Origin of the sequence: Afipia clevelandensis ATCC 49720 (assembly GCF_000336555.1) — a bacterium.
Lineage (GTDB): Bacteria > Pseudomonadota > Alphaproteobacteria > Rhizobiales > Xanthobacteraceae > Afipia > Afipia clevelandensis.
The window spans coordinates 1,744,118-1,764,750 of the sequence record NZ_KB375281.1; the positions used below are offsets into that span (position 1 = coordinate 1,744,118).

Here is a 20,633-nt window from a genome sequence, read left to right on the forward strand (position 1 = left end):
ACGATAGGAAGGGCGTCCTAAGAATTGGTAAAATGCATTGCATACACTCCCGCCCGCGCGCGCATGCATCCGGTGCAAATTCGCATGGGCGGTAAAATGCGCTATATCGGCGCTGGCGCGGCCCGCTTCAGAACCAATTCAGGCGCAGCGGCGCGCGGAGAGAGGGAAACATATGGCAGTCGACGGTAACTGGAATATCACCTTGAGCACACCGCTTGGCGATCGCGAGGCGACGCTGGCGCTTGCGACCAACGGAAATACGCTGACCGGCAAGCAGGCGGCGGACGGCAATGAGGCCGACATCGTCGACGGCACCGTGAACGGCAACGACGTCGCCTGGAAAGCCTCGATCACCAATCCGATGCCGCTGACGCTGGCGTTCTCGGGCAAGGTGGACGGCGATTCCATCTCCGGCGACGTCAGCATCGGCCCGATGGGCAGCTTCCCGTTCAAGGGCAAGCGGGCGTAAGCGATTTCTCCCTCTCCCCGTAGACGGGGAGAGGGTTGGGGTGAGGGGCAGCTTAACCACTCATCGCATGTTTGAATTGCCCCCCTCACCCGGATTGCTTCGCAATCCGACCTCTCCCCGCAGGCGGGGCGAGTTGAAGAAAGCGCTTACACCCCCGGCATCCAGTTGCCGTGGAAGCCCTGCGGCACCCGTGCCGGCAACTGAATCCGCGCCACCGGCTTCGACACCATCTTCTGCGCATCGAGAATCAGAAGATCGCTGGCATTGCGCACGCGGTCATAGACAAAGCCGATCAGCCAGCCGTCATCCTCACCAGCGCCGCCCTCGCCCGGCACATGGACGAATTCGCTGGAAACGCCGTTCCTGAAAACGTGCTCCGTACTGTTGCCGGTCTTGAGATCGTATTTGCGCAGCGAACTTGCGTCGTCGCTCGCCAGCGAGCCCTTCCCGGCATCGACCGCGTAGACGATGTCGTGATGCAGGCCGGCAAGGTTGTCGTTGACGCGCGGAAATTCGATCGAACGATCGTCGAGCGTCTGCTCCGTCGCCCTGGTCGCACCGGGAGGAACGCGCCAGCGCTTCAGATGTGCCTTGTCGAAGGTGGTCGCCGATGGCCCGCCACGCCACAGCTCGTTGTACCAGGCCACATCGACAACGATGGTGCCGTCCGCTTCCTCGAACGCATTGGCGACATGGAAGACATAACAGGGGTCGATCTCGACCCAGCGCAAGGATTCGATACCGGCACCGCGCTTGAGAATGCCGAGCCGCGCGCCGTAAGTCTCGCTCCAGGCAAACGGCATGGTGCCGCGCTGCGCGGCGGGCATGTCGAACACCACCGGCAGATCCATGAAGATGACATGGCCGGAGGTCATGGCGAAATCGTGCACCATGGTCGCCGCCTTCACCGGAATCGGAAGACTGCGCAGCAGCGTGCCGGCGCTGTCCACCACATGATAGGTCAGGAACGGCGGCACGAAACCGTAGCCGAAGAAATGCAGTTCGCCCGTGGTCGGGCAAATCTTCGGATGCGCGGTGAACGGCGTATCGAGCTTGCCGCCGTAATCGTGGAAGCCGACCGTATCGAGATCGCGCGTCATCATCATCGGCAGTGCGTTTTCCACCAGCGCCATGATCTTTCCCGCATGGGCCAGCACATTGGTGTTCGCCGTGCTGCTGCGGATGTCGGGAATGCCGGGCTTGCGCGGCGCGCCGTTGAAGCGCGGCGTGCGCACCCAGCGGTTGCGATACCATTCGGCCTTGCCGTTGCTCAGTGAAACGCCATGGATCATGCCGTCGCCGATGAACCAGTGCCCGGCATGGCCCTCGCGCGGATTGGCGCCGTTGCGCGCATAAAGCCCGTTCAGTTCGGGCGGGATTGCGCCCTCTACCGGCAAATCGAACGCGGTCACCTCTTCAAAGACCGGCGCAAGGTTGCCCTTTTCCCAGAACGGTTTCTTCTCGCTCGTCTCCACCACACTCATGGCTGTCCCTTCCCGTTGTCGTGCTGATTGTCCTGCTTGCCGCGCTCTTGATGGCGAGCCGGATCACCGGTTCGCCGGGCGCTTGGCATAAGTAAGCATCGCATACTTTACGGGATGCCCGAGTCAATGTAAACATCAATTACATGAGAATTGCCAAGAAAGAGGCCTATCACCACGGCGACCTGCGCAGCACGCTGGTGGCGCTGGCGCTGGATCATGTCCGCAAGCACGGCGCGGACAGTTTCAGCCTGCGTGAAGCCGCGCGCGAGGCCGGCGTCACGTCCGGTGCGGCCTACAAGCATTTCGCCGACAGGGATGAACTGCTGACAGCGGCGGCGGCCGAGGCGCTCGCGCTGCTGGCGCAACGCTCGCAAAAGGCGACCGCCGGCCTTTCCGGACGGAAGCGCCTGCACGCCTCGGCGCTGTCCTACATTGATTTCGCGGCCGCCGAGCCGCGCCTGTTCCGCCTCGCCTTCAGCCGCTTCGGCTCGGACCGCGCAGCGGACAAGGATGGCGTGCCCGGCGCATTCGAGCAGTTGCGTGTCGCCGTCGCCGAACTGCAGGCCGACCCCGCAAAACCCGTCGATCCGGATGCGCTGGCGCTGGCCTGGGCCGTGGTGCACGGCATCGCGTCGCTCATCAGCGACGGGATGTGGAAGAAGAGCGATCCGCGCGTCGACGCGGCGCTTCGGCTTTCGTTCAAGGGCATCGCACCGGGGAAGTGAGAGGCTTTTTCAGCGCGGGCCTTCGCCGATTACAATGTCATCACCGGGCTTGCCGCGGTGATCCACGTCTTGCCTCACAGCGAGACATGACCACTCCAAATTCGAATCCTTGAACACGTCGTTGCGCTTTGCATCCATGATGAAGGCCGGAACGTTCTCGACTCGACATGCGGATCGCGTGCAAAATCGAAAATTCTTCGCGCGATGTTTTGAAGTGCGCGCGAATTCACTTCAGATCGCGCCTCGATTCTTTTCATGCGCGTCGCATGGTATGAAGCTACTTCCCAACCAACGGTAAGTGCTGCGGGTTTATCTTCGTGGCTGCTTCTGCGATAAGCGCCCGCATCGCGAAGACGATCATGCGTGTTCGCAGACAAGAGAGACAAAGGGGGCTTGATGCTGAAGAAAGCGGGAACGGAATTCTCCCGGATCAACCAGGCGAAGGCGATCTTCGACGATATCTACGTGGAGAACGATCCTCGGTCCTATTTTTCAGCTCTCGGCGATCTCGACTACATGATTCCCGACGTTGCCGAGCCCGTGGTGCGGCAAATCCTTTCTGCGAAATTTTCCGCAACAGCCGCCAAGCCGGTCGTCCTCGATATCGGCTGTTCGTATGGAATCAACGCGGCCGTGCATCGCTTTCCGTTGACGTTCGGCGGCTTGCGCCATCGCTATGCGCGGCGCGAGATGAAAGCGGTTACATCCGAAGAACTCATGCAGTTCGACCGCAATTTCTATTCGTCGTGGCCGGACGTCGGCCTTGCGCGCTTCATCGGCCTCGATGTGTCCGCACCCGCCGTTCACTACGCAACCAGCGTCGGTCTTCTCGACAAGGGCATCGTTGCGGATCTTGAAAACGACGCGCTCTCCGCCGAGAACGCCGCGATTGTCCGTCATGCCGACGTCATCATGTCGACCGGCTGCATCGGCTACGTGACGGAGAAGACCTTCGGCAAGATTCTCGACGCGACGGACAAGACTCCGTGGATCATTTCGTTCGTGCTGCGGATGTTCCCGTTCGAATCACTGGCGGCAACCTTCGCGCAGCGCGGGCTCGTGACCGAGCATCTCACCGGCGTGACCTTCATCCAGCGCCGCTTTCGCGATGCCGAGGAATTCGAGAGCACGCTGGCGAACCTCGCGGATGCCGGCGTCGATTCGACCGGCCTTGAATCGGAAGGCCTGTTCCACGCCGATCTGATTCTTTCGCGACCGGAAGCGGATGCGCGCGCCGCTCCGCTGGAAGACATCGTGACCGTCGCCAGCGGACGCGGCCGGCCGATCGCGCCGCGCTACGTCCATGTTGAAAACAACGAGGGCTTGCAGGTGACGCTGGAGCCGTAGGTCCGTTTCATCGGCGTAAACGATCATGGCCGGGGCATCGCCGCCCCGGCCATATTGTAACGAGATACTTTGCGGATTTGTCTGCGCGAACGGGCAAGCGCCGGGCGCGCTAGCCCAGATTCAACTCCTTGAAGAAGTCGTTGCCCTTGTCATCCATGATGATGAAGGCCGGGAAGTTCTCGACCTCGATGCGCCAGATCGCTTCCATGCCGAGTTCGGGATATTCCACCACCTCGACCTTCTTGATGCAGTGCTCGGCCAGGTTCGCCGCCGAACCGCCGATCGAGCCGAGATAGAACCCGCCGTACTTCTTGCACGCATCGCGCACCGCCGCCGAGCGGTTACCCTTCGCCAGCATCACCATCGAGCCGCCCGCCGCCTGGAACTGGTCGACGAACGAATCCATGCGTCCCGCCGTAGTCGGGCCGAACGAGCCGGAGGCGTAACCTTCCGGTGTCTTGGCGGGGCCTGCGTAATAGATCGGATGGTTCTTGAAATAACCCGGCAGCGGCTCCCCCTCCCCCAGCCGCTCGCGCAGCTTCGCGTGCGCGGAGTCGCGCGCCACGATCATGGTGCCGGTGAGCGACAGCCGGGTCTTGATCGGGTTCTTCGACAGCGTGGCGAGAATGTCCTTCATCGGCTGGTTGAGGTCGATCTCCACGACCTCGCTGCCGAGCTTGGTTTCGACTTCCGGCAGATACTTCGCCGGATTGTGCTCCAGCTCTTCCAGAAACACGCCATCCTTCGTGATCTTGCCGAGCACCTGACGATCCGCCGAGCATGACACGCCAAGACCGATCGGGAGCGATGCGCCGTGACGCGGCATGCGGATCACCCGCACGTCGTGGCAGAAATACTTTCCGCCGAACTGCGCGCCGACGCCGAGGCTCTGCGTCATCTTCAGGATTTCCTGCTCCATCTCCAGATCGCGGAAGGCGTTGCCGTCCGGCGAGCCTTGCGTCGGCAGTTCATCGAGATAGCGCGCGGAAGCGAGCTTCACCGTCTTCATGCACAGTTCGGCGGAGGTGCCGCCGATGACGATGGCAAGATGATACGGCGGGCACGCGGCGGTGCCGAGCGTCAGCACCTTCTCTTTCAGGAACGCCAGCAGCCGGTCGCGCGTCAGCAGCGACGGCGTGCCCTGAAACAGGAAGCTCTTGTTGGCCGAGCCGCCGCCCTTGGCCATGAACATGAACTTGTAGGCATCATCGCCTTCCGCATAGATCTCGGTCTGCGCCGGCATGTTGTTTGCGGTGTTCTTCTCCTCGAACATCGAGAGCGGCGCCACCTGCGAGTAACGCAGGTTGCGGCGGAGATAAGCGTCGCGCGCGCCTTCGCTCAGGGCCGCCTCGTCGTCGCCGTCGGTGATCACCCGCGCGCCTTTCTTGCCCATGATGATCGCGGTGCCGGTGTCCTGGCACATCGGCAGCACGCCGCCGGAGGCGATGTTGGCGTTCTTCAGCGCATCGAGCGCGACGAACTTGTCGTTGTCGCTGGCCTCGGTGTCGTCGAGGATGTTGCGAAGCTGCTGCAGGTGGCCCGGCCGCAGATAGTGATTGATGTCGCCGAAGGCGGCTTCGGAGAGCGCGCGCAGCGCCTCGCGCGTCACCACCAGCATTTCCTTGCCCATCACCGTCTCGACCCGGACACCGTCGCTGCTGATCTTGCGATACGGCGTCTTGTCCTTGCCCAGCGGAAACAGCGGGGTGTGCTTGTAGGGCGGAACGGCCTTGGGCGACGGGATAGCGGTCGGAGCGTTCATAGCGGGTCTCGCGGTTGGAAAGGCAAAAAGCGCTGGATTTTCAACGATCCGGCTCTGGCCTTGTCAGAGTTTGAACCGTTCTAATCGCTTTTCCGACAAAGGGAAGATGGCCAAAAGCCGATCCGCCTTTTGCAGGGCGGCTGTGCGCGGGCCGCGGACGCGCTAGGTTGCGGCCTTTCACAATAGATTTCGTTCAGGACGTTTCAGACATGACCCCCGCCACGCCGGTGATTGCCGAAGACGCTGCGCCCGCGCCCGCCCCGCGCATGCTCGGCCTGCGCACCGTTCTCATTATTCTGGCTCTGATCGAGGCCGGGCTCGGCCTCTCCGACGCGCCTGTGCTGTTCGGCGATATGTCGCATATCGGCTCCGGCATCGGGGCCGGCCTGATCAAGGCCCACCTCGCCGCCCATCCCGTGCTGGCGATTGCCGCCATCGTGTTCGCGGCCATGGGCCGTGTGCGGCATGCGATCATCGCGCTCGGCACCATTATCATCATGACATGGCTGAACGACATGCCGTCGGTGGTCGCGCACGGGCTCGAATTCAAGAGCGCGTTCGGCGCGGTGGAAACCACCGCAAGGATCATCGCCTTCCCGCTGATCGCCGCCTGCGCCATCGCCTATGCTGCGCATAACGAACATCTTGGCCGCGCAACCTTCCTGGTCGCCGTCCCCACGCTGTTCAATGTGGTCCTGATCGTGGGATTTGCCGTGAGCGTGACGATCTACGGGTTTTAGCCGTCATCAATCCCGCAGCCACGCCGCGGCGTCGCGCAACCGCTGCCTGTCGTGCTCATGGGCGAGTTGAGCCTCGCCGCGTTCAAAGGCTTCCACCGCCTGACGCCGCGCCGCCGCCCGCAGACCCGGTGAATTCATCGCTGCGACGCTGCGCAGCGCCTTCTGCAAGCGGATGCAGACCTCGACCAGCGATGCGCCATCGCGCCCCACCGGCGTGAACACATCCTGCACCAGTTCCTGCGCGGTCAGCGGCGGCACATACACGCCCGGAAACTCCACTTCATCGCCCTCGTCCGTCTCATCGGGCAGCGACCATTCATGCAGCACGCGCACCGCGGTGCCGATCACGTCGATGGCGGTGCCCGGATCGTTGACCGCAGGCGACAGCGCCCGCGAGGCGATCTCAGCCAGCACGATCAATCCGAAACGCGGGTCCTGATCGAACGAGCGTCCATCGCCGACATTGAACGCCTTGCGCACCCGCTCCGCTGTGTCCTCGTCCGGCTGTTTGGAGAGCGAGGCCAGCGGCCGGTCCGGCGTGGCGAACCCGCCGGGCAGCAGATGCACATGCACCTCGCAATCCTGCGCCTTCGCGATGGCGGACAGCGTGCCCATGTCGATCCGGTCGACATAACCGATCCGCGACGCCGCCACCGGCTGTAGGCCGGCAGGGACTTTCACGGCAGGATGCCCGCCGAGATAAGGCCGCTTGCGCCGCGCGCGGACCGCCGCCGTCGTCACCCGCTCGACCTGATCGACCGTCTCGCCGACCCGGCCGAGTTTCGACAGGCGGTCGATCCAGCGCAGCAGGGTGAGGATGATCACCGCGATCACCACCAGTGTCACAACGAACAGCACGAAGCGCCCGCTCGGCCCATAAAGCCCGGTGGAGAGCGCGATGATGCTGACCAGGCTGAAGACGAACGTCCCGATAAAGGTCGCCAGCGCCCGCTGCGCGGTGCGGTCCTCGACCAGAAGCTGGGTCGCGCGCGGCGTTGCGCCGCTGCCCGCCGACGCGAAGGCCTGAACCATCGTGGCAATGGAAAATGTCGTCACCGCCAGCATGCTGGAGGCGAGGATGCCGAGAATGCGGTCCACCGCATCCGCGCCGATCTTGCTGGGAACGTCCATCGGAATCAAAGGATCGAGCACCAGCGCACTGAGCGCGGTGACGATTCCGACAAGGCTGTAGACGGCGACGGTGAACCAGAGTTGCCGGGTGGCGTCGCGCAGCCGCCATATCCACCGCGTCAGCATGTCGAATCCTTCCCCTCGCCCCTTTGGCTGCGCGACGACAACGCACAAATCCCCGAATTGTGCCGCGGGCCATGCCTTAGCCATGCTCTTAGCCATGCCCTTGCACTTGCCCTTTCCACACGGTTCAATGGCGGCGGGGGTTGAACAATGACACACCGCACTTCGACATACCGCACGTCAAACGGCACCTGGCTTTTCAGAACGTCTGTCTTGAAATCCTGCCTGGCCGCCATGGGTTTGGCCTTAAGCTTGACCTTGGGACTGGCCCTGACCGCCGCCAGCCCGGCCCGCGCCGACCGCTGCGACGATCTCGCCAAGGACCTCGCCCGGCAGATCCCCGATCTCAAGATCGGCAAGACGGTCGCGGGCGTGATCTATCTCGAACACCCCGCGGTGACGCAGGCGTCGCTCGGCTGCGCCAGCCGCAACCGCAGCAACGACGTGTTCGCCTCCACCGACAAGAAGAAGCCGACGGACGCCTATTACGACTTCATCGGCACGGCAGCGGCGCTGGTGTTCACGATCCCGAAACCGGATGCCGTGCGCGGCGCCAAACGCTGCGTCAGCCGCACCAACATCATCCGCGGCTACAATCTCGATTCACGCTACCGCAAGCTCGACGTCCACTGCACCGTCGCCAAGACCGGCGTGCGCATCACCATGTCGCGCGAGAAGGGTGTGTGAGGATAACCCCGTAGTAGCAGCGAAATTTTGGAGTAGACTATGTTTGGATGGCTGAGGAAACGTCAACTTTTAGAACATCGGAAATTACTGGCTCAAAACTTTTTGGCATCTTCGCACGGCGGAATGCGCTTCCACTTTACCCATGTAAATGATGTCGCCACGATAGAAAAATTGTCCTCAATGGAAGAAAACGCTCGGCGCATCGCCATAGAATTCGAGGAAACGGGGTCGATATCACAAGCCTACGTAAAATCAATGCTTGAGATGAATTTAGAACTCCGAAGAATATTCGATGTGTACAGTTCAAATTCTGGAGAAGCAAAAGTACGAGCCGCAATGGGACAACCCGCCTTACGGCCTGATTTTGACAAAAGTTTCCGACCGCATTTGGCATGGGACTCGTAAGAAGCTTCCATAGCCGGATAAACCGTAGCGCAATCCGGAATTGAACGCATAATACTCGCGCCGTGCCCGCACAGATATCTCCACCCGTCATTCCGGGATGCGCCTCTTGGCGCAGGCCCGGAATCCATGACTAGCTTGCTATCCCGGGATAGAGATCGATCCATTCGCGATTGCTTTCTTCAATCAGCCGAATCTTCCAGACTCGCCGCCATTTTTTAAACTCCTTCTCGCGGGTGATCGCAGTCAGAGCGTCGTCATAGGTTTCAAACCAGACCAGTTTGTCCACGCCGTATCGCGTTGTAAAACCATCAACTGCCTTGGTCCGATGTTCGTATCCGCGCCGCACGATGTCGTTCGTCACGCCGAGATAGAGCGTGCCGTTCTTTTTGCTCGCGAGCATGTAGACGTAGTAGGCCATCGTGACCGTGGATTCCGGGCTCGCGCGAAGTCGCGCGCCCCGGAATGACGGGCTTTGACTGCATCCACCTTCTCATAAACGGATAGATGTCGCAGCACCGCGCTTGACATCTGTCCTGATCTAGGAATATATTCCATATGTCCCGCCCCACGATGAGGGGCGTGTCGCGATCGTCACGATGCGCGGGGCGGGATGCGGTGGCCGCGTGCGGTGTTCGATGCGCGAGCCGGATGAACGGGCGCACTCTTGAAAAAGAGCGGCGCTTTTTTATTCGGCCCGGGCTGACGACCACATTGTTCGCGGACGGCCCAGGACGCGATATCCCGGTGCCTCGCCTGGCACCATGGGGCAGCGCCAAGGCTCTTGCCTCGTACAGAGGGCGAGCGGCGGCGCGTCAGTCCCCTGCAGCGATGATCACCTCAGGGTCGGTCGTCGGGGGTTTTCGCGCAGCAAGCCGTTAAAACCATTGCGTGCGGAACGCCGGGTGAAGCGGCGTGACCGTGGTGACTACGCTCGTGTGCTTTTCACTTTTGCACACGAGGCTGCGGATGCGTTCGCGCATCCGGCGTTCCGCGCGCCCTCATTCGGGCGAAGCGCTGAAAGAGCTTCGGGCGCCCCCGCGCCGTCATAACAACAGGGGCGATGGCGCGTGGCTCTTTGAAAATTAAATCTGGATGCGGAGGTTGCGCACCCTGCGTCAAATAGGCCCTCGTCATGGCCGGGCTTCGTCCCGGCCATCCACGTCTTCTCGACCTTCATCGACAAAAGACGTAGATGCCCAGCACAAAAGGGCGTTCACGCCCGTCTTCGACGGGCTATGTCCGGGCATGACGAACCGTAAATCGTGCACGATCGTTCGACACACTCAGCCGTCGTCCCCGCGCAGGCGGGGACCCATAACCACCGGATGTCGTGACAGTAGCGAAAAAAGTCACCCCGGCATCTCTCTCAACTTGATGACTCAGGGCTTATGGGTCCCCGCCTGCGCGGGGACGACACGGAGAGAAAATCGCGGACGCAGCAGAACCTCCCCGCCCGCTTACGTCCGCTTAACCACGCCGCCACCCTTTTCAAACCGTCACACCGGCGCATGAACCGGATGATAACGTCCCGCGACTAAGACCCATCGCAACAAGAGACGCTCAAGTCGCAGAGGCGGATATGTTCAGGGATATTCTGGTGACATCGGACGAGGAAGCGCAGCGTTTGCTCGCCGCGTTCAAGGCGATTCCGAACATGCAGGGCCGCCTGAAGATCGTCGAACTCGCCGAGCGCATGGCCCGCGAGAAGCGCACTGTGCGGATGAGCACGCACGCAGGTGCACATGCCGGGCTGACGCCTTCTGCGTCACGAAAAGGTGACGCCGCCGACCTCAGGAACGCCACACCGCAAGCGCTATAATCGCAGACCGCGCATCACCCGGTTGATCCGAACAGGAGTGACCGCCATGTGTGATTACAGCCTGCATGCCGTCGCAAGCCGGCCCGCGAAAGCCGGCGAGACGCTGATCTCCACCAAATTCCCCCTCACCGTGACCCGCGGCTTCTGCGGCGAGGACGAGCCCAACGTCGCCGTCTGTGTCCTGCCCGGCACCGAACTCGCCTTCGCGCGCGAGGTCGAATATGACGGCGCATTTTTCAGGAAGAAGGTCCGCCATACCGTGGCGCGGTTCCGCACTGTCGATCTCGACAATCCGAACCGCCATCATGACGCGCTGGAATTTCCGGACGGGCAGCTCATTCTGCTGACGCAGCTCGATCCCGGCCAGCGGGCCACCGTGCTGCAGCTTCCGGCCGTGCCGTTGAGGCCGCGCACCGGAGCGGACACCGCCGAAGAGGCGCCCTCTCAGGTCGAGATGCGCTGATGACGGAGTCTGATCGCGTTTACGCCGCGACGCAGCTCTTCACATAGACGCGGCGGGCGGAACCGCGCAGCTTCTGGTCGATCGCCTGCTTGAGGCATTCCACGCGGGCCTGCGCCACGCAAAGCTGCATCTGGTCGCGGGCCTGATGCCGGTTCAGATGCTTCGCCGAAACGCTCTGGCGGCAGCTTTCGCGTCTGCCGATACGCGCCGTGGAATGCGGCTTGCCGGTGCTCGGAACCGCATAGGCGATCTTCGCGCCCTCGGGCGGCACGGAGGCGACCGCATTCGGCAGCGGGTTCTGGGAGATGGCCAGATAAATCGCTCCACCGAGCAGGGCTGCGTAGATGGCGGGGGTGACGATACGCATCGTATCCTCCTGCGTCGGTTTGTGAATGTCTGATGAACAGACAGGGCGAATGCGACAGGATTGCGGCAAATCGCCTGATTCGGGAACCCGCCCGCGCGCAACATTGACGCGCGGCGATCAACACGGAACCCGCGACGCAGTCGTCAATGACATGATACCGCCGGGCAGCGCACGCAGGCGCCAGCGCCCGCGTCCGCTACAGGTGGGAGATATCAGGCCGCTATGGCCGGCTGGTCCGGAATCGGAACCACAGCAGGCGCATGTTGCGGCACAGGAAGCCCGATCACACCCGGCTTGAGGACGGCCACGGTGACGAACTGATAGTCGCACGCCTTGCACGCCCACAGAAACGAAACGCGGTTGCGTTCGCGCTCAAGCCACAGCGGCGAGGCAATCGGCTTGCCGCACTGGGCGCAGGGTTGTTTGTCGAGAAGGAACTCAGAGTAATCAGGCATGCTACGCACCTCCGAGATGTGCACGAAATAAATCCGCGCGCACCTTCATCGTCAAGCGCATTCGTCGCTGCGCCGCGCAAGGTGAATGCGTCAGCGCTGCGGACATGTTCTGCGATGAAATAATTCGCGCGGACTTGTGTCAGCCGCATGAAGCGATCACTTGGATGGCGGATCACATGGACGGCGACACCGCATACTGTTCGTCGGTAACGTGCTCAAGCCAGGTCGCAAAGCTGCCGCTGTCATCGGACTCCTGCATCGCAAGATGAGTCATCAGCGTGTTCGGTCCCGCCCCGTGCCAGTGTTTTTCTCCCGGCGGAATCCACACCACGTCGCCCGGATGAATTTCCTGCACCGGACCGCCTTCAGTCTGTACCCGCCCGGTGCCCGCCAGCACATAGAGCGTCTGGCCGACCGGATGGGTATGCCACGCGGTGCGCGCGCCGGGCTCGAAGGTCACGCGCGTCGCGTTGAGCCGCGCCGGCGCGGGCGTCTCAACCACCGGATCCTGCCAGACCGTGCCGGTGAAATAGGATGCTGGCGCGCGCTTGGTCGGCACCGAGCCGGAAGGCGTGATCTTCATGGGATGCTCCGAAGTGATGGACCGCCGGGACCGGCGTCGCGGCACAGTTTACGCAGCAATCCTTTGGCCGGGGAGCTTTATTTCAGCGCCACGATGACGTGCCGTCATCGGTGGACTGCGAATAGCGAATACCGCGCAGTTGCAATTCGCGCTGAATACGGCGGGTCTTGCTGCGCTCGAGCGCCGCGATCATGCGGTGAAGCCCGTGATCGATGGCCTGTATGAAGCGGTCGAGGCGAACTCGCAGCCGCGCCAGACGAACACTGCATGAATGATGGACAATCGGCGGCGGATTGCGGCTGATCAGCCAGGCGCGATAATCGTCCTCGGGAAACGGCTTGTTGTTGCGGGTCCATGACGCGGCCATGGCGATCTCCTGAAAATCATGACGCGGAAAGTCCGCGAGACGTTTTCAAGATGAGTGCCAAGGCATAAGGATTCGAGACGAAAAACCCGAACCGCGCATAAAGGCGATGTAAAGCCGCGATGCTTACCGGTCCAGCACCGGATAGTGACGGAAGATGCCATCCTCGTTGAAGGGAATGCGGCGGTCGCTCGCCAGATAGGCTTTGATGTTTGGCCGCGCGGCGACTCTCTCGTGCAAAGCGATCAGATGCGGCACCTTTCGCGCGAAGCGATTCATGTTATGCGGGAACGAATAGCGCAGGCCTTCGACAATCTGGAACAACGAGAGGTCTGCATAGCAAAGCCTGCGGCCATTGAGATACGGCCCGCCGCTGGCACCGATCAGCCGCTCGAAATAGCCGAGGAATTTCGGCACGCGCTCGCTCCAGAATTCGCCGGTGCGCTTCTTCGCGGAAGGACGCTGATCCTCGTAGTAAAGCGTCGGCCCCAGCGGATGATGGGTGTCGTGAATCTCAACCACGAAATCGGCGATGGTCAGTTGAAGCTGATGCACCCACAGCCGCTGCGCCTCGGCCTTCGGCGCAAGACCAAGACGCGGCCCGAGATAAAGCAGGATGTTCGCGGTCTGCCCGATCACGAGCTTGCCGGCTTTCAGGAACGGAGGCGCGAAGGGCGGCGTTCCCTTCGATGCGTCCATCATCTTCATCATCCGGTTCATGCCGTTGGCGCGCCGCGCGGCATCGACATAATCCGCGCCCGCGTCTTCAAGCGCCAGGCGAACATATTCACCGCGCCCCTGAATGGTCGGCCAGTAATAGAGTTCGTATCGCATGAGACCTCACAAACGCCTTCGGCGCGGACAACCGCGCCGAGGTTAACTATCTCTACCGCAATCAGTTCGATGCGAAACAATACAGCAGACCGTCGCCGCCGGTGCTGCGCAGGTCGGCCTGCGAACATCCGCCATCCGGCCCGCGCGAGCCGTGCGACGAATTCCACGACTTCGACGCGTCGTCATCGCGCAGACCGAGACGATCCGAATGACCGACCATGGCCGAGCCCTGCGTGCTGCTCGTCCAGTTCTTGCAGGTCTTGTCGTCACCCGCCGGGAACGCCGTGCCGTCGGGCTGCGAGCCGGTGAGAATGTCATGACGGTTCGGCTGATCACCGCGCCCGTTGACGACCTCGCCCTTTTCATTCAGCGCGGACTGCTTGGTCAGCGCGTTCGGGCCATGCAGATCGGCAACGTCCTTGGCAACAACCGCGCCTTTGGCGTTGGTCCATGGCCCCTTCCCGATCCGGTCGCGGGCGTTAATCGCCGGCTTGCCGTCGGCGGCCTGCGTGGAGAGATACGCGCGCCAGACTTTGGGGGCACCGGCACCCGCGCCCTGCGCCAGCGTCTGGCACTGATTGTCGGCGCCGGCGAGACCGCCGAGATTTCCGCCGTTGCCGATTGGCGTGCTGGTGATGAAGAAGCTCATGTTCGTCTGTTGCGCCTGAACGGAAAGCGGAGCGAGAAGGAGCAGCGGCGCGGCGATCATGAAACCCTTGAGCATTCGTCTCTCCCTGAAATTCTTTTTGGACTATCGCGCGCTGATGCACGCTTAGACGCGCAACATCAACACACAATGCCGCGATTTATTCCGGGAACGTCACGACAGCGCAAAAAGAAAAAGGCGCCGCGCGAGCGCGACGCCCTTTCATCGATGCGTTCCGACGGACCGTCAGGTCGGCTGGATGGCCGACAGTTCCCACTGGCTTCCGGGACGCCTCACGAACGTCCAGACGTCGGTAACGTCCTGCGGTGCATCGCTGCCCTCGACAATCTTGCCGGTGGCGCGCTCGACGGTCTTGTCGATCAGGCTGTAGCGCAGAGCGACGGTCGCGTAGTCGGTGGTGCCTTCGCGCCAGGCTTCCGCAAGGTCGCCCTGCAGCAGCTTGACGTCCGATACCTTGTTGATCACGCCGCGTTCCTTGTTCGCGTTGAGGTCCTCGGTGAAGTAAGAGACCATTTCCGGCGTCGCAAGCGTATGCAGCTTGCCGATGTCCTCGTTCGACCACGCGGTCTGGATTTCGCCGAGCATGCGCTCGAACGCGTCGTAGTCGTCCGGCTTGATCTCGAGCGGCGCATCGTTCGAGCCGCCGCCAAGACCGAAGCCGAAGCCCGAGCGCGCATTGGCCATCGGGCCCTGATCCTGCTGCGGAGCCTGACCGGGCGCAGCCGATGCATGGGCATAGGCCGGCGCATTGCGGCGCCGCCACCACGACATGACCAGACGCACCACAATGAAGATCAGCGCGAGCTGAAGCATCAGACCGATGATCGACGACAAGCTGCCAAGGCCACTGAAGAGACCGCCGCCGAACAGCATGCCGAGGAGACCCGCGCCGAGGAAGCCGGCGGCGAGGCCGCCGAGCATGCCCATACCGGGACGATTGAAGAAGCCGCCCGCAGGCGCGGTTGCCGGAGCCTTGGTGCCGGGCTGGGTGATGGTCCGGTTCAACGGCTGCGCGGCATTTGGTGCGGTCCGTGTGGTCGGCGGCGCGGAGAACGTGCGCGAGCCGCGGCTGCCGCCGCCGCCCGGGCGCGCGTCAACCGACGATGAAATGGTCACGGCCAGCGGCATGGCGACGGCCATAACCACGGCGAGCGTTTTGACGAGTGAGCGCAAGCGCTGCGAAATCATGTCTGTTCCCTCTCGGCCCTCAAGGGGCATTGATCCCCGGCTGGCGGACTTGCGAACCACCACACGAGGGACAGACCCATAAATGGGCAGCGTCGGAAATAAGGGAAGCGGATAGGTACGATAAGGCCTGCGGCCCTCGGTCGCGGTGAGGCGTGCCGTCACAGCCTGCGGGCTGGCGCCAAATCCCTGGCCGGGATGACCAAATCCGAGAAACGGTTCCCGCTTCTCGGGATCATGCCATTATGACGCCGCCGTCATGGTTTCCTTCGCCGCTGCGACAAGCTGGCTCAGGGTGAAAGGCTTCGGCAGGAAGTTGAACTGCTGGCCTTCCGGCAGGCTCTTCTCGAAAGCATCCTCGGCATAGCCCGACACGAAGATGATCCGCAGTTCAGGATTGCGCTTGCGCATCTCGGTCAGCATGGTCGGCCCGTCCATTTCCGGCATCACCACGTCGGACACGACGAGATCGACCGCGCCTTCCTCCCGCTCCAGCGCTTCCAGTGCGTCGAGACCGTTCTCCGCCTCGATCACGGTGTAGCCGCGCGAGCGAAGGCCGCGCGCGTTGAGCGAGCGCAGACCATCCTCGTCCTCGACCAGCAGGATGGTGCCCTGCCCGGTGAGATCCGGCGCCTTCGGCTTGGCCGCCGGTTCGGCAGGTGCTTCACCTGCAACCGCCGCTGCGACATCCGGCACTTTCTCGGCTTCGGGGAAATGACGCGGCAGGAAAATCCGGAATGTGGTGCCTTTGCCCTGAACCGAGTCGACATAGATAAAGCCGCCGGTCTGCTTGACGATGCCGTACACCGTGGAGAGGCCGAGGCCGGTGCCCTTGCCGACTTCTTTGGTGGAGAAGAACGGCTCGAAAATCTTGTCGACGATATCCGCCGGAATACCGGTGCCGGTGTCGGTCACCTCGACGCAGACATAATCCGCCGCCGGCATGCCCTTGAAGTCCCCGCGCTCGGCTTCCTTCGCGGTCACGTTGGCGGTACGCACCGTCAGCTTGCCGCCTTCCGGCATCGCGTCGCGCGCATTGACGGCAAGATTGACGATCACCTGCTCGAATTGTGAAAGGTCCGCCTTCACCGGCCACAGGTCGCGGCCGTAGACGAATTCGGGCTTCACCTTCTCGCCGACCAGACGCTTGAGCAGCACATTCACGTCGGACAACACGTCGCCGATATCGAGCACCTGCGGACGCAGCGTCTGCTTGCGCGAGAACGCCAGCAGTTGCCGCACCAGCGCTGCGGCGCGGTTGGCATTCTGCTTGATCTGCATGATGTCCTGGAACGACGGATCGGTCGGCTTGTGCGCGTTCAGCAGGAAGTCATTCGCCATCATGATGGCGGAGAGCACGTTGTTGAAGTCGTGGGCGATGCCGCCGGCAAGTTGACCCACCGCCTGCATCTTCTGCGACTGCGCGAAGCTATTTTCCAGCGTGCGCTTTTCGGTGGTGTCGAGCAGGTAGACGATGGCGGCTTCGGCATCGCCCGCATCGTGCTCAACCGACGTGACGAAGAACTGGCCCCAGCGTTCCTTGGCGCTGTCCAGCGACGCCTCGACGGGCGCAATGTCGCCCTGTCCGTCCGCCGCCTTGTTGATCGCAGCGACCAGTTCGCCCCGGTCGCGCTCATGGACCACGGCAAAGATCGACTTGCTCGATGTGCCTGCAGGCGACAAGCCTTGCGTGAGCTTCGCGAAGCGTGCATTGGCGCGGACGATGTTGCCCGCCTTGTCCACGGTGGCGATCGCCATCGGCGTGTGATCGAAGAAGCGCATGAAACGCACTTCCGCCGCGCGCTGCGGATCGGAATGATCGTCGCGCGCGCGATTGATTACCAGCGTCCGCGACGCGCCGGGCGCACCGTCCGCGCCGAACGCCAGCTTGTGATAGAGGCGGACGGGCATGGTCTTGCCGTTGCGCATGCGCAGGTCGAGGTCGAACACCTCGGTCTTCACCTCACCTGGTTCCGGCACAATCGAGGTCAGCAGCGCCGCGCCGTCGCCGGACATGATATCGGCGACCTTCAGGCCACCGGACCCGATCTCCGCGAGATCATAGTCCAGCCAGTTGGCAAGCGTCGCGTTGACGTAGACCAGTTCGCCACGCGCGTTGACCGAGAAGAAGCCGCACGGCGCATGATCGAGATATTCGATGGCGTGCTGAAGCTCCTGGAACACATCTTCTTGGCGCTCACGATCACGGGTGATGTCCGCCACCGACCAGACCGCGAATTTCGCCTGCCGCTTTTCGCTGCTGAGGGGGCGCACGCGCATGCGCAGCCACCGGCCATGCGCGGCATCAACACCCGCGACGCGGACTTCCTCCTGCTGGCGCTTGCCCTCGCGCGCGGCCTTGAGCAGGCGGAACACCGCTTCGGAGACATCGGGATTGCCGATGAAGACACGCTCCACCGGCCGCACGTCGTTGGGACCCGTTGCGCCGGTCAGCGCCAGATACGCCGTGTTGGCATAGACAATGTGGCCGCGCGGATCGGTCACCGCCAGCCCGTCGAAGGCATGGTCGGCGATGGGCCGCGTCACCGGGTCTTCCGTCAGCCGATCCGCAAAGCGGACGATGCCAGCGGCAAACGCGAACAGCGTGAACAGCCCCACCATGGCCAGCAAAGCCAGCAGCGCCAGAATGTAAGGCTGCGCCTGACTGCGGCCGAGGGTCATAAAAGCGACGGCGGCGGCGATGATCGCGCCCGCCACCAACAGGACAAGCAGGATACTGCCGCTCCGCCGCGCCGGTTCATGGACGGCGGCGAAGGAAGAACGCAGTTCGTTGTCCGTATCGGTCGTCATCGCACCCTGCTCGCGCATGTTCCACAGAGGATGCGCAGGTCATTTTTGCAGTCTACCTGCCCCTGAGTGCCTGAATCGGGGCCCCTGGTGGAGCGGATTTGACATTCGCACCGGCCCCGGCCGCAAATTAGCAATGCGAATGTCAAATCCCAAGCTCCACCAGCAATTAATATCTACTCGTGGTCCTTTGATTCTGACATTCGCAAAATAGCCTGCTGCAACGGGATGCGAATGTTAGAATCGGACCACTAGCGCAAGGCACATTACGTCCGGGCCGACACCGGCACCAGCCTTGTCAACCGGAGATCGGGCCTCAGTTCAGCCCCGCGCGCCGCAGGCGCATCACGTAACCGATGACTTCGGCAACGGCATGGTAATGCTCGACCGGGATTTCGTCGTCGACCTCGACCGTCGCATGCAGCGCCCGGGCCAGCGGAACGTTTTCGACAATCGGGATGTTGTTCGCGGTCGCGATTTCCCTGATCTTGAACGCCATCAGATCGACGCCCTTGGCGACGCAGATCGGCGCGGACATGCCGCGGTCGTATTTCAGCGCCACCGAATAGTGGGTCGGGTTGGTGATGATCACCGAAGCGCTCGGCACTGCGGCCATCATGCGCTTCTTCATGCGGGCATGGCGAAGCTGCCGGATGCGGCCCTTAATGTGTGGATCGCCCTCGGACTGCTTGTATTCCTCCTTGACCTCTTCCAGCGACATTTTCTGCCGCTCGAACCACTGCCGGTACTGGAAGAGGTAGTCGAGCGCGGCGACCAGTGCGAGCATCGCCACGACGGTGCCCATCAACTGAACCGAGATGGTCTTGGTGATGTTCAGGATCGACATCGGATCGAAGTGGACCATCGCGTCGAGACGAGATCGCTCCGGCCACAGCACGAGGCACATCACCACGCCGACCAGCAGGACCTTGAAGATGCCCTTGAGGAAATTCGCGCCGGCCTGCTTGCCGAACAGCCGCGCAAAGCCTGCCGCTGGTGAGATCTTGCTGAATTTCGGACTGAGCGGCTCGGTGGAGAATACCAGCCGGTGCTGGATCAGGTTGCTGCCGACCCCGGCGATCAGCAGCATCAGCAGCGGCACGCCGAGAACGCCGATCAGCATCAGTTCGAGCTGGCTCAGCAACTGCAGCAGACCCGGGCCGTCGACACGGATCTGATGCATGTTCATCAGGAGATTGCGCATCGGCGCTTCGATGCCCTGGCTGATCGTCCCCGAGAAGGACGACAGCAGCAAGGTGGACGCACCGATCACGAACCAGGTGTTGACCTCCTGACTCTTGGCGACGTCGCCCTTCTCCAGGGCATCGTCGAGGCGTTTTTGCGTCGGGTCTTGTGTTTTGGATTCCTTGTCGTCGTCCGCCATGGCCTGTCCTCAGTACCTGCCTTAACGCGCCGGTATGAGGTCATGGAGGACACCGCCGAAGTAATCGAGGTAGGTGCCCATCATGGTGGCGATGATCGCCGCGAGAATCAGGAAGCCGGCCAAGATAGAGAGCGGGACGCCGACGAAATAGACCTGCATCTGCGGCATCAGCCGCGCCAGCACGCCAAGGCCGAGGTTGAAGACCAGGCCGAAAACGATGAACGGCGCCGACAACTGGATGCCGATCTTGAATGCCGTCGCAAACACTTTCGTCGCCAGCGCCGCGACATCGCCGCTCGGCAGCAGTTGCCCCGGCGAGAACACGTTGTAGCTCTCACTCAACGCCGCGATGACCAGATGATGCATGTCGGTGGCGAACAGCAGCGTCAGCCCGAGCATGGTCAGGAAGTTGCCGATGAGCGCGCCCTGCTGGCCCTGCGTCGGGTCAATGGTCGTCACAAAACCGAGTCCGAGCTGCTGCGCAATCACCGAGCCGGCCACCGCCAGCGCCGACAGCGTCACGCGCGCCGTCGCGCCCAGCACAACGCCGATCACGATCTCATGCACCATCAGCACCAGGAGCGGCGCCATCGACGACATGTTGACGTTGTAGGCGTTGCGGTGCATCGGCAGCAGGATCAGCGTCAGCGCCAGCGCGATCGCCAGACGAATCCGGACCGGAATGTTGGCTTCGCCGAATCCGGGCAACAGCATCACCATGGCGCCAATGCGCGCAAATACCAGCATGAAGGCCGCGGCGAGCGCCGGAAGCAGCGAGATGTCGATGCGCATGGAAAACCCGCTCCGCAAGGTGTCTCGCTCCTGAACGTC

At 62.4% G+C, this 20,633-nt stretch carries 22 protein-coding genes; 8 read left to right on the forward strand and 14 right to left on the reverse strand.

Features of this window, described 5'->3' with window-relative positions; all coding sequences use genetic code 11:
- Positions 1-172 precede the first annotated feature (172 nt).
- Positions 173-469 (forward strand): hypothetical protein, encoded by a 297-nt coding sequence (locus HMPREF9696_RS08265; protein ID WP_002712519.1) that lies wholly within the window; start codon positions 173-175, stop codon positions 467-469.
- Positions 470-615: 146 nt separating this feature from the next.
- On the opposite strand, the gene HMPREF9696_RS08270 is transcribed toward HMPREF9696_RS08265, so the two are convergent.
- Positions 616-1,953: a carotenoid oxygenase family protein gene (locus HMPREF9696_RS08270; protein WP_002712520.1), complete on the reverse strand. Its 1,338-nt coding sequence runs from the start codon at positions 1,951-1,953 to the stop codon at positions 616-618.
- 143 nt (positions 1,954-2,096) lie between these two features.
- On the opposite strand from HMPREF9696_RS08270, the gene HMPREF9696_RS08275 reads away from it, so the two are divergent.
- Together HMPREF9696_RS08275 and HMPREF9696_RS08280 are read left to right on the forward strand one after the other, a co-directional pair.
- Positions 2,097-2,678, forward strand: a complete 582-nt coding sequence (locus HMPREF9696_RS08275) for a TetR/AcrR family transcriptional regulator (protein WP_002712521.1) — start codon at positions 2,097-2,099, stop codon at positions 2,676-2,678.
- Positions 2,679-3,074: 396 nt separating this feature from the next.
- Positions 3,075-4,025, forward strand: a complete 951-nt coding sequence (locus HMPREF9696_RS08280; RefSeq protein WP_002712522.1) for a hypothetical protein — start codon at positions 3,075-3,077, stop codon at positions 4,023-4,025.
- A 109-nt stretch (positions 4,026-4,134) separates the two neighbouring features.
- Here the strand turns inward: HMPREF9696_RS08280 and HMPREF9696_RS08285 are convergent, their stop codons facing one another.
- On the reverse strand, positions 4,135-5,787 hold the full coding sequence (locus HMPREF9696_RS08285) for a fumarate hydratase (protein ID WP_002712523.1): 1,653 nt from the start codon (positions 5,785-5,787) through the stop codon (positions 4,135-4,137).
- 209 nt (positions 5,788-5,996) lie between these two features.
- Between HMPREF9696_RS08285 and HMPREF9696_RS08290 the strand changes: the two genes are divergently transcribed.
- Positions 5,997-6,527 (forward strand): hypothetical protein, encoded by a 531-nt coding sequence (locus HMPREF9696_RS08290; RefSeq protein WP_002712524.1) that lies wholly within the window; start codon positions 5,997-5,999, stop codon positions 6,525-6,527.
- A gap of 6 nt (positions 6,528-6,533) precedes the next feature.
- Here the strand turns inward: HMPREF9696_RS08290 and HMPREF9696_RS08295 are convergent, their stop codons facing one another.
- The gene (locus HMPREF9696_RS08295) at positions 6,534-7,784 is read right to left on the reverse strand and encodes a DUF2254 domain-containing protein (protein WP_002712525.1); all 1,251 of its coding nucleotides are present in this window, start codon (positions 7,782-7,784) and stop codon (positions 6,534-6,536) included.
- Between the two features lie 147 nt (positions 7,785-7,931).
- Here HMPREF9696_RS08295 and HMPREF9696_RS08300 point away from each other — a divergent pair, with 147 nt between their 5' ends.
- Positions 7,932-8,468: a hypothetical protein gene (locus HMPREF9696_RS08300; RefSeq protein ID WP_002712526.1), complete on the forward strand. Its 537-nt coding sequence runs from the start codon at positions 7,932-7,934 to the stop codon at positions 8,466-8,468.
- A 39-nt stretch (positions 8,469-8,507) separates the two neighbouring features.
- A complete protein-coding gene (locus HMPREF9696_RS21600; RefSeq protein WP_157170011.1) occupies positions 8,508-8,873 on the forward strand; it encodes a hypothetical protein in 366 nt (121 codons plus the stop codon).
- A gap of 130 nt (positions 8,874-9,003) precedes the next feature.
- Here HMPREF9696_RS21600 and HMPREF9696_RS08305 read toward each other — a convergent pair whose 3' ends face one another.
- Positions 9,004-9,291 (reverse strand): GIY-YIG nuclease family protein, encoded by a 288-nt coding sequence (locus HMPREF9696_RS08305; protein WP_002712527.1) that lies wholly within the window; start codon positions 9,289-9,291, stop codon positions 9,004-9,006.
- Between the two features lie 1,161 nt (positions 9,292-10,452).
- Here HMPREF9696_RS08305 and HMPREF9696_RS08310 point away from each other — a divergent pair.
- Together HMPREF9696_RS08310 and HMPREF9696_RS08315 are read left to right on the forward strand one after the other, a co-directional pair.
- Positions 10,453-10,692 carry a hypothetical protein gene (locus HMPREF9696_RS08310; protein ID WP_002712528.1) on the forward strand — a complete coding sequence of 80 codons (240 nt, stop codon included), beginning with the start codon at positions 10,453-10,455 and terminating at the stop codon, positions 10,690-10,692.
- Between the two features lie 46 nt (positions 10,693-10,738).
- Positions 10,739-11,155: a hypothetical protein gene (locus tag HMPREF9696_RS08315; RefSeq protein WP_002712529.1), complete on the forward strand. Its 417-nt coding sequence runs from the start codon at positions 10,739-10,741 to the stop codon at positions 11,153-11,155.
- A gap of 19 nt (positions 11,156-11,174) precedes the next feature.
- Here the strand turns inward: HMPREF9696_RS08315 and HMPREF9696_RS08320 are convergent, their stop codons facing one another.
- From HMPREF9696_RS08320 to fliR, 10 genes are all read right to left on the reverse strand, one after another.
- Positions 11,175-11,522, reverse strand: a complete 348-nt coding sequence (locus HMPREF9696_RS08320) for a hypothetical protein (RefSeq protein ID WP_002712530.1) — start codon at positions 11,520-11,522, stop codon at positions 11,175-11,177.
- Positions 11,523-11,734: 212 nt separating this feature from the next.
- On the reverse strand, positions 11,735-11,977 hold the full coding sequence (locus tag HMPREF9696_RS08325; protein WP_002712531.1) for an LIM domain-containing protein: 243 nt from the start codon (positions 11,975-11,977) through the stop codon (positions 11,735-11,737).
- 172 nt (positions 11,978-12,149) lie between these two features.
- A complete protein-coding gene (locus tag HMPREF9696_RS08330; protein WP_002712532.1) occupies positions 12,150-12,560 on the reverse strand; it encodes a (R)-mandelonitrile lyase in 411 nt (136 codons plus the stop codon).
- A gap of 82 nt (positions 12,561-12,642) precedes the next feature.
- On the reverse strand, positions 12,643-12,927 hold the full coding sequence (locus HMPREF9696_RS08335) for a hypothetical protein (protein WP_002712533.1): 285 nt from the start codon (positions 12,925-12,927) through the stop codon (positions 12,643-12,645).
- Positions 12,928-13,050: 123 nt separating this feature from the next.
- Positions 13,051-13,758: a glutathione S-transferase gene (locus HMPREF9696_RS08340; RefSeq protein WP_002712534.1), complete on the reverse strand. Its 708-nt coding sequence runs from the start codon at positions 13,756-13,758 to the stop codon at positions 13,051-13,053.
- Positions 13,759-13,819: 61 nt separating this feature from the next.
- On the reverse strand, positions 13,820-14,482 hold the full coding sequence (locus tag HMPREF9696_RS08345; RefSeq protein ID WP_002712535.1) for a hypothetical protein: 663 nt from the start codon (positions 14,480-14,482) through the stop codon (positions 13,820-13,822).
- A gap of 168 nt (positions 14,483-14,650) precedes the next feature.
- Positions 14,651-15,613, reverse strand: a complete 963-nt coding sequence (locus HMPREF9696_RS08350) for a Tim44 domain-containing protein (protein WP_002712536.1) — start codon at positions 15,611-15,613, stop codon at positions 14,651-14,653.
- Positions 15,614-15,853: 240 nt separating this feature from the next.
- Entirely contained in the window at positions 15,854-18,421 is a 2,568-nt protein-coding gene (gene cckA / locus HMPREF9696_RS08355; protein WP_002712537.1) for a cell cycle histidine kinase CckA, read from the reverse strand.
- Between the two features lie 313 nt (positions 18,422-18,734).
- On the reverse strand, positions 18,735-19,802 hold the full coding sequence (gene flhB, locus HMPREF9696_RS08360; protein WP_002712538.1) for a flagellar biosynthesis protein FlhB: 1,068 nt from the start codon (positions 19,800-19,802) through the stop codon (positions 18,735-18,737).
- Positions 19,803-19,823: 21 nt separating this feature from the next.
- Positions 19,824-20,594 carry a flagellar biosynthetic protein FliR gene (gene fliR, locus HMPREF9696_RS08365; RefSeq protein WP_002712539.1) on the reverse strand — a complete coding sequence of 257 codons (771 nt, stop codon included), beginning with the start codon at positions 20,592-20,594 and terminating at the stop codon, positions 19,824-19,826.
- Between the last annotated feature and the right edge of the window lie 39 nt (positions 20,595-20,633).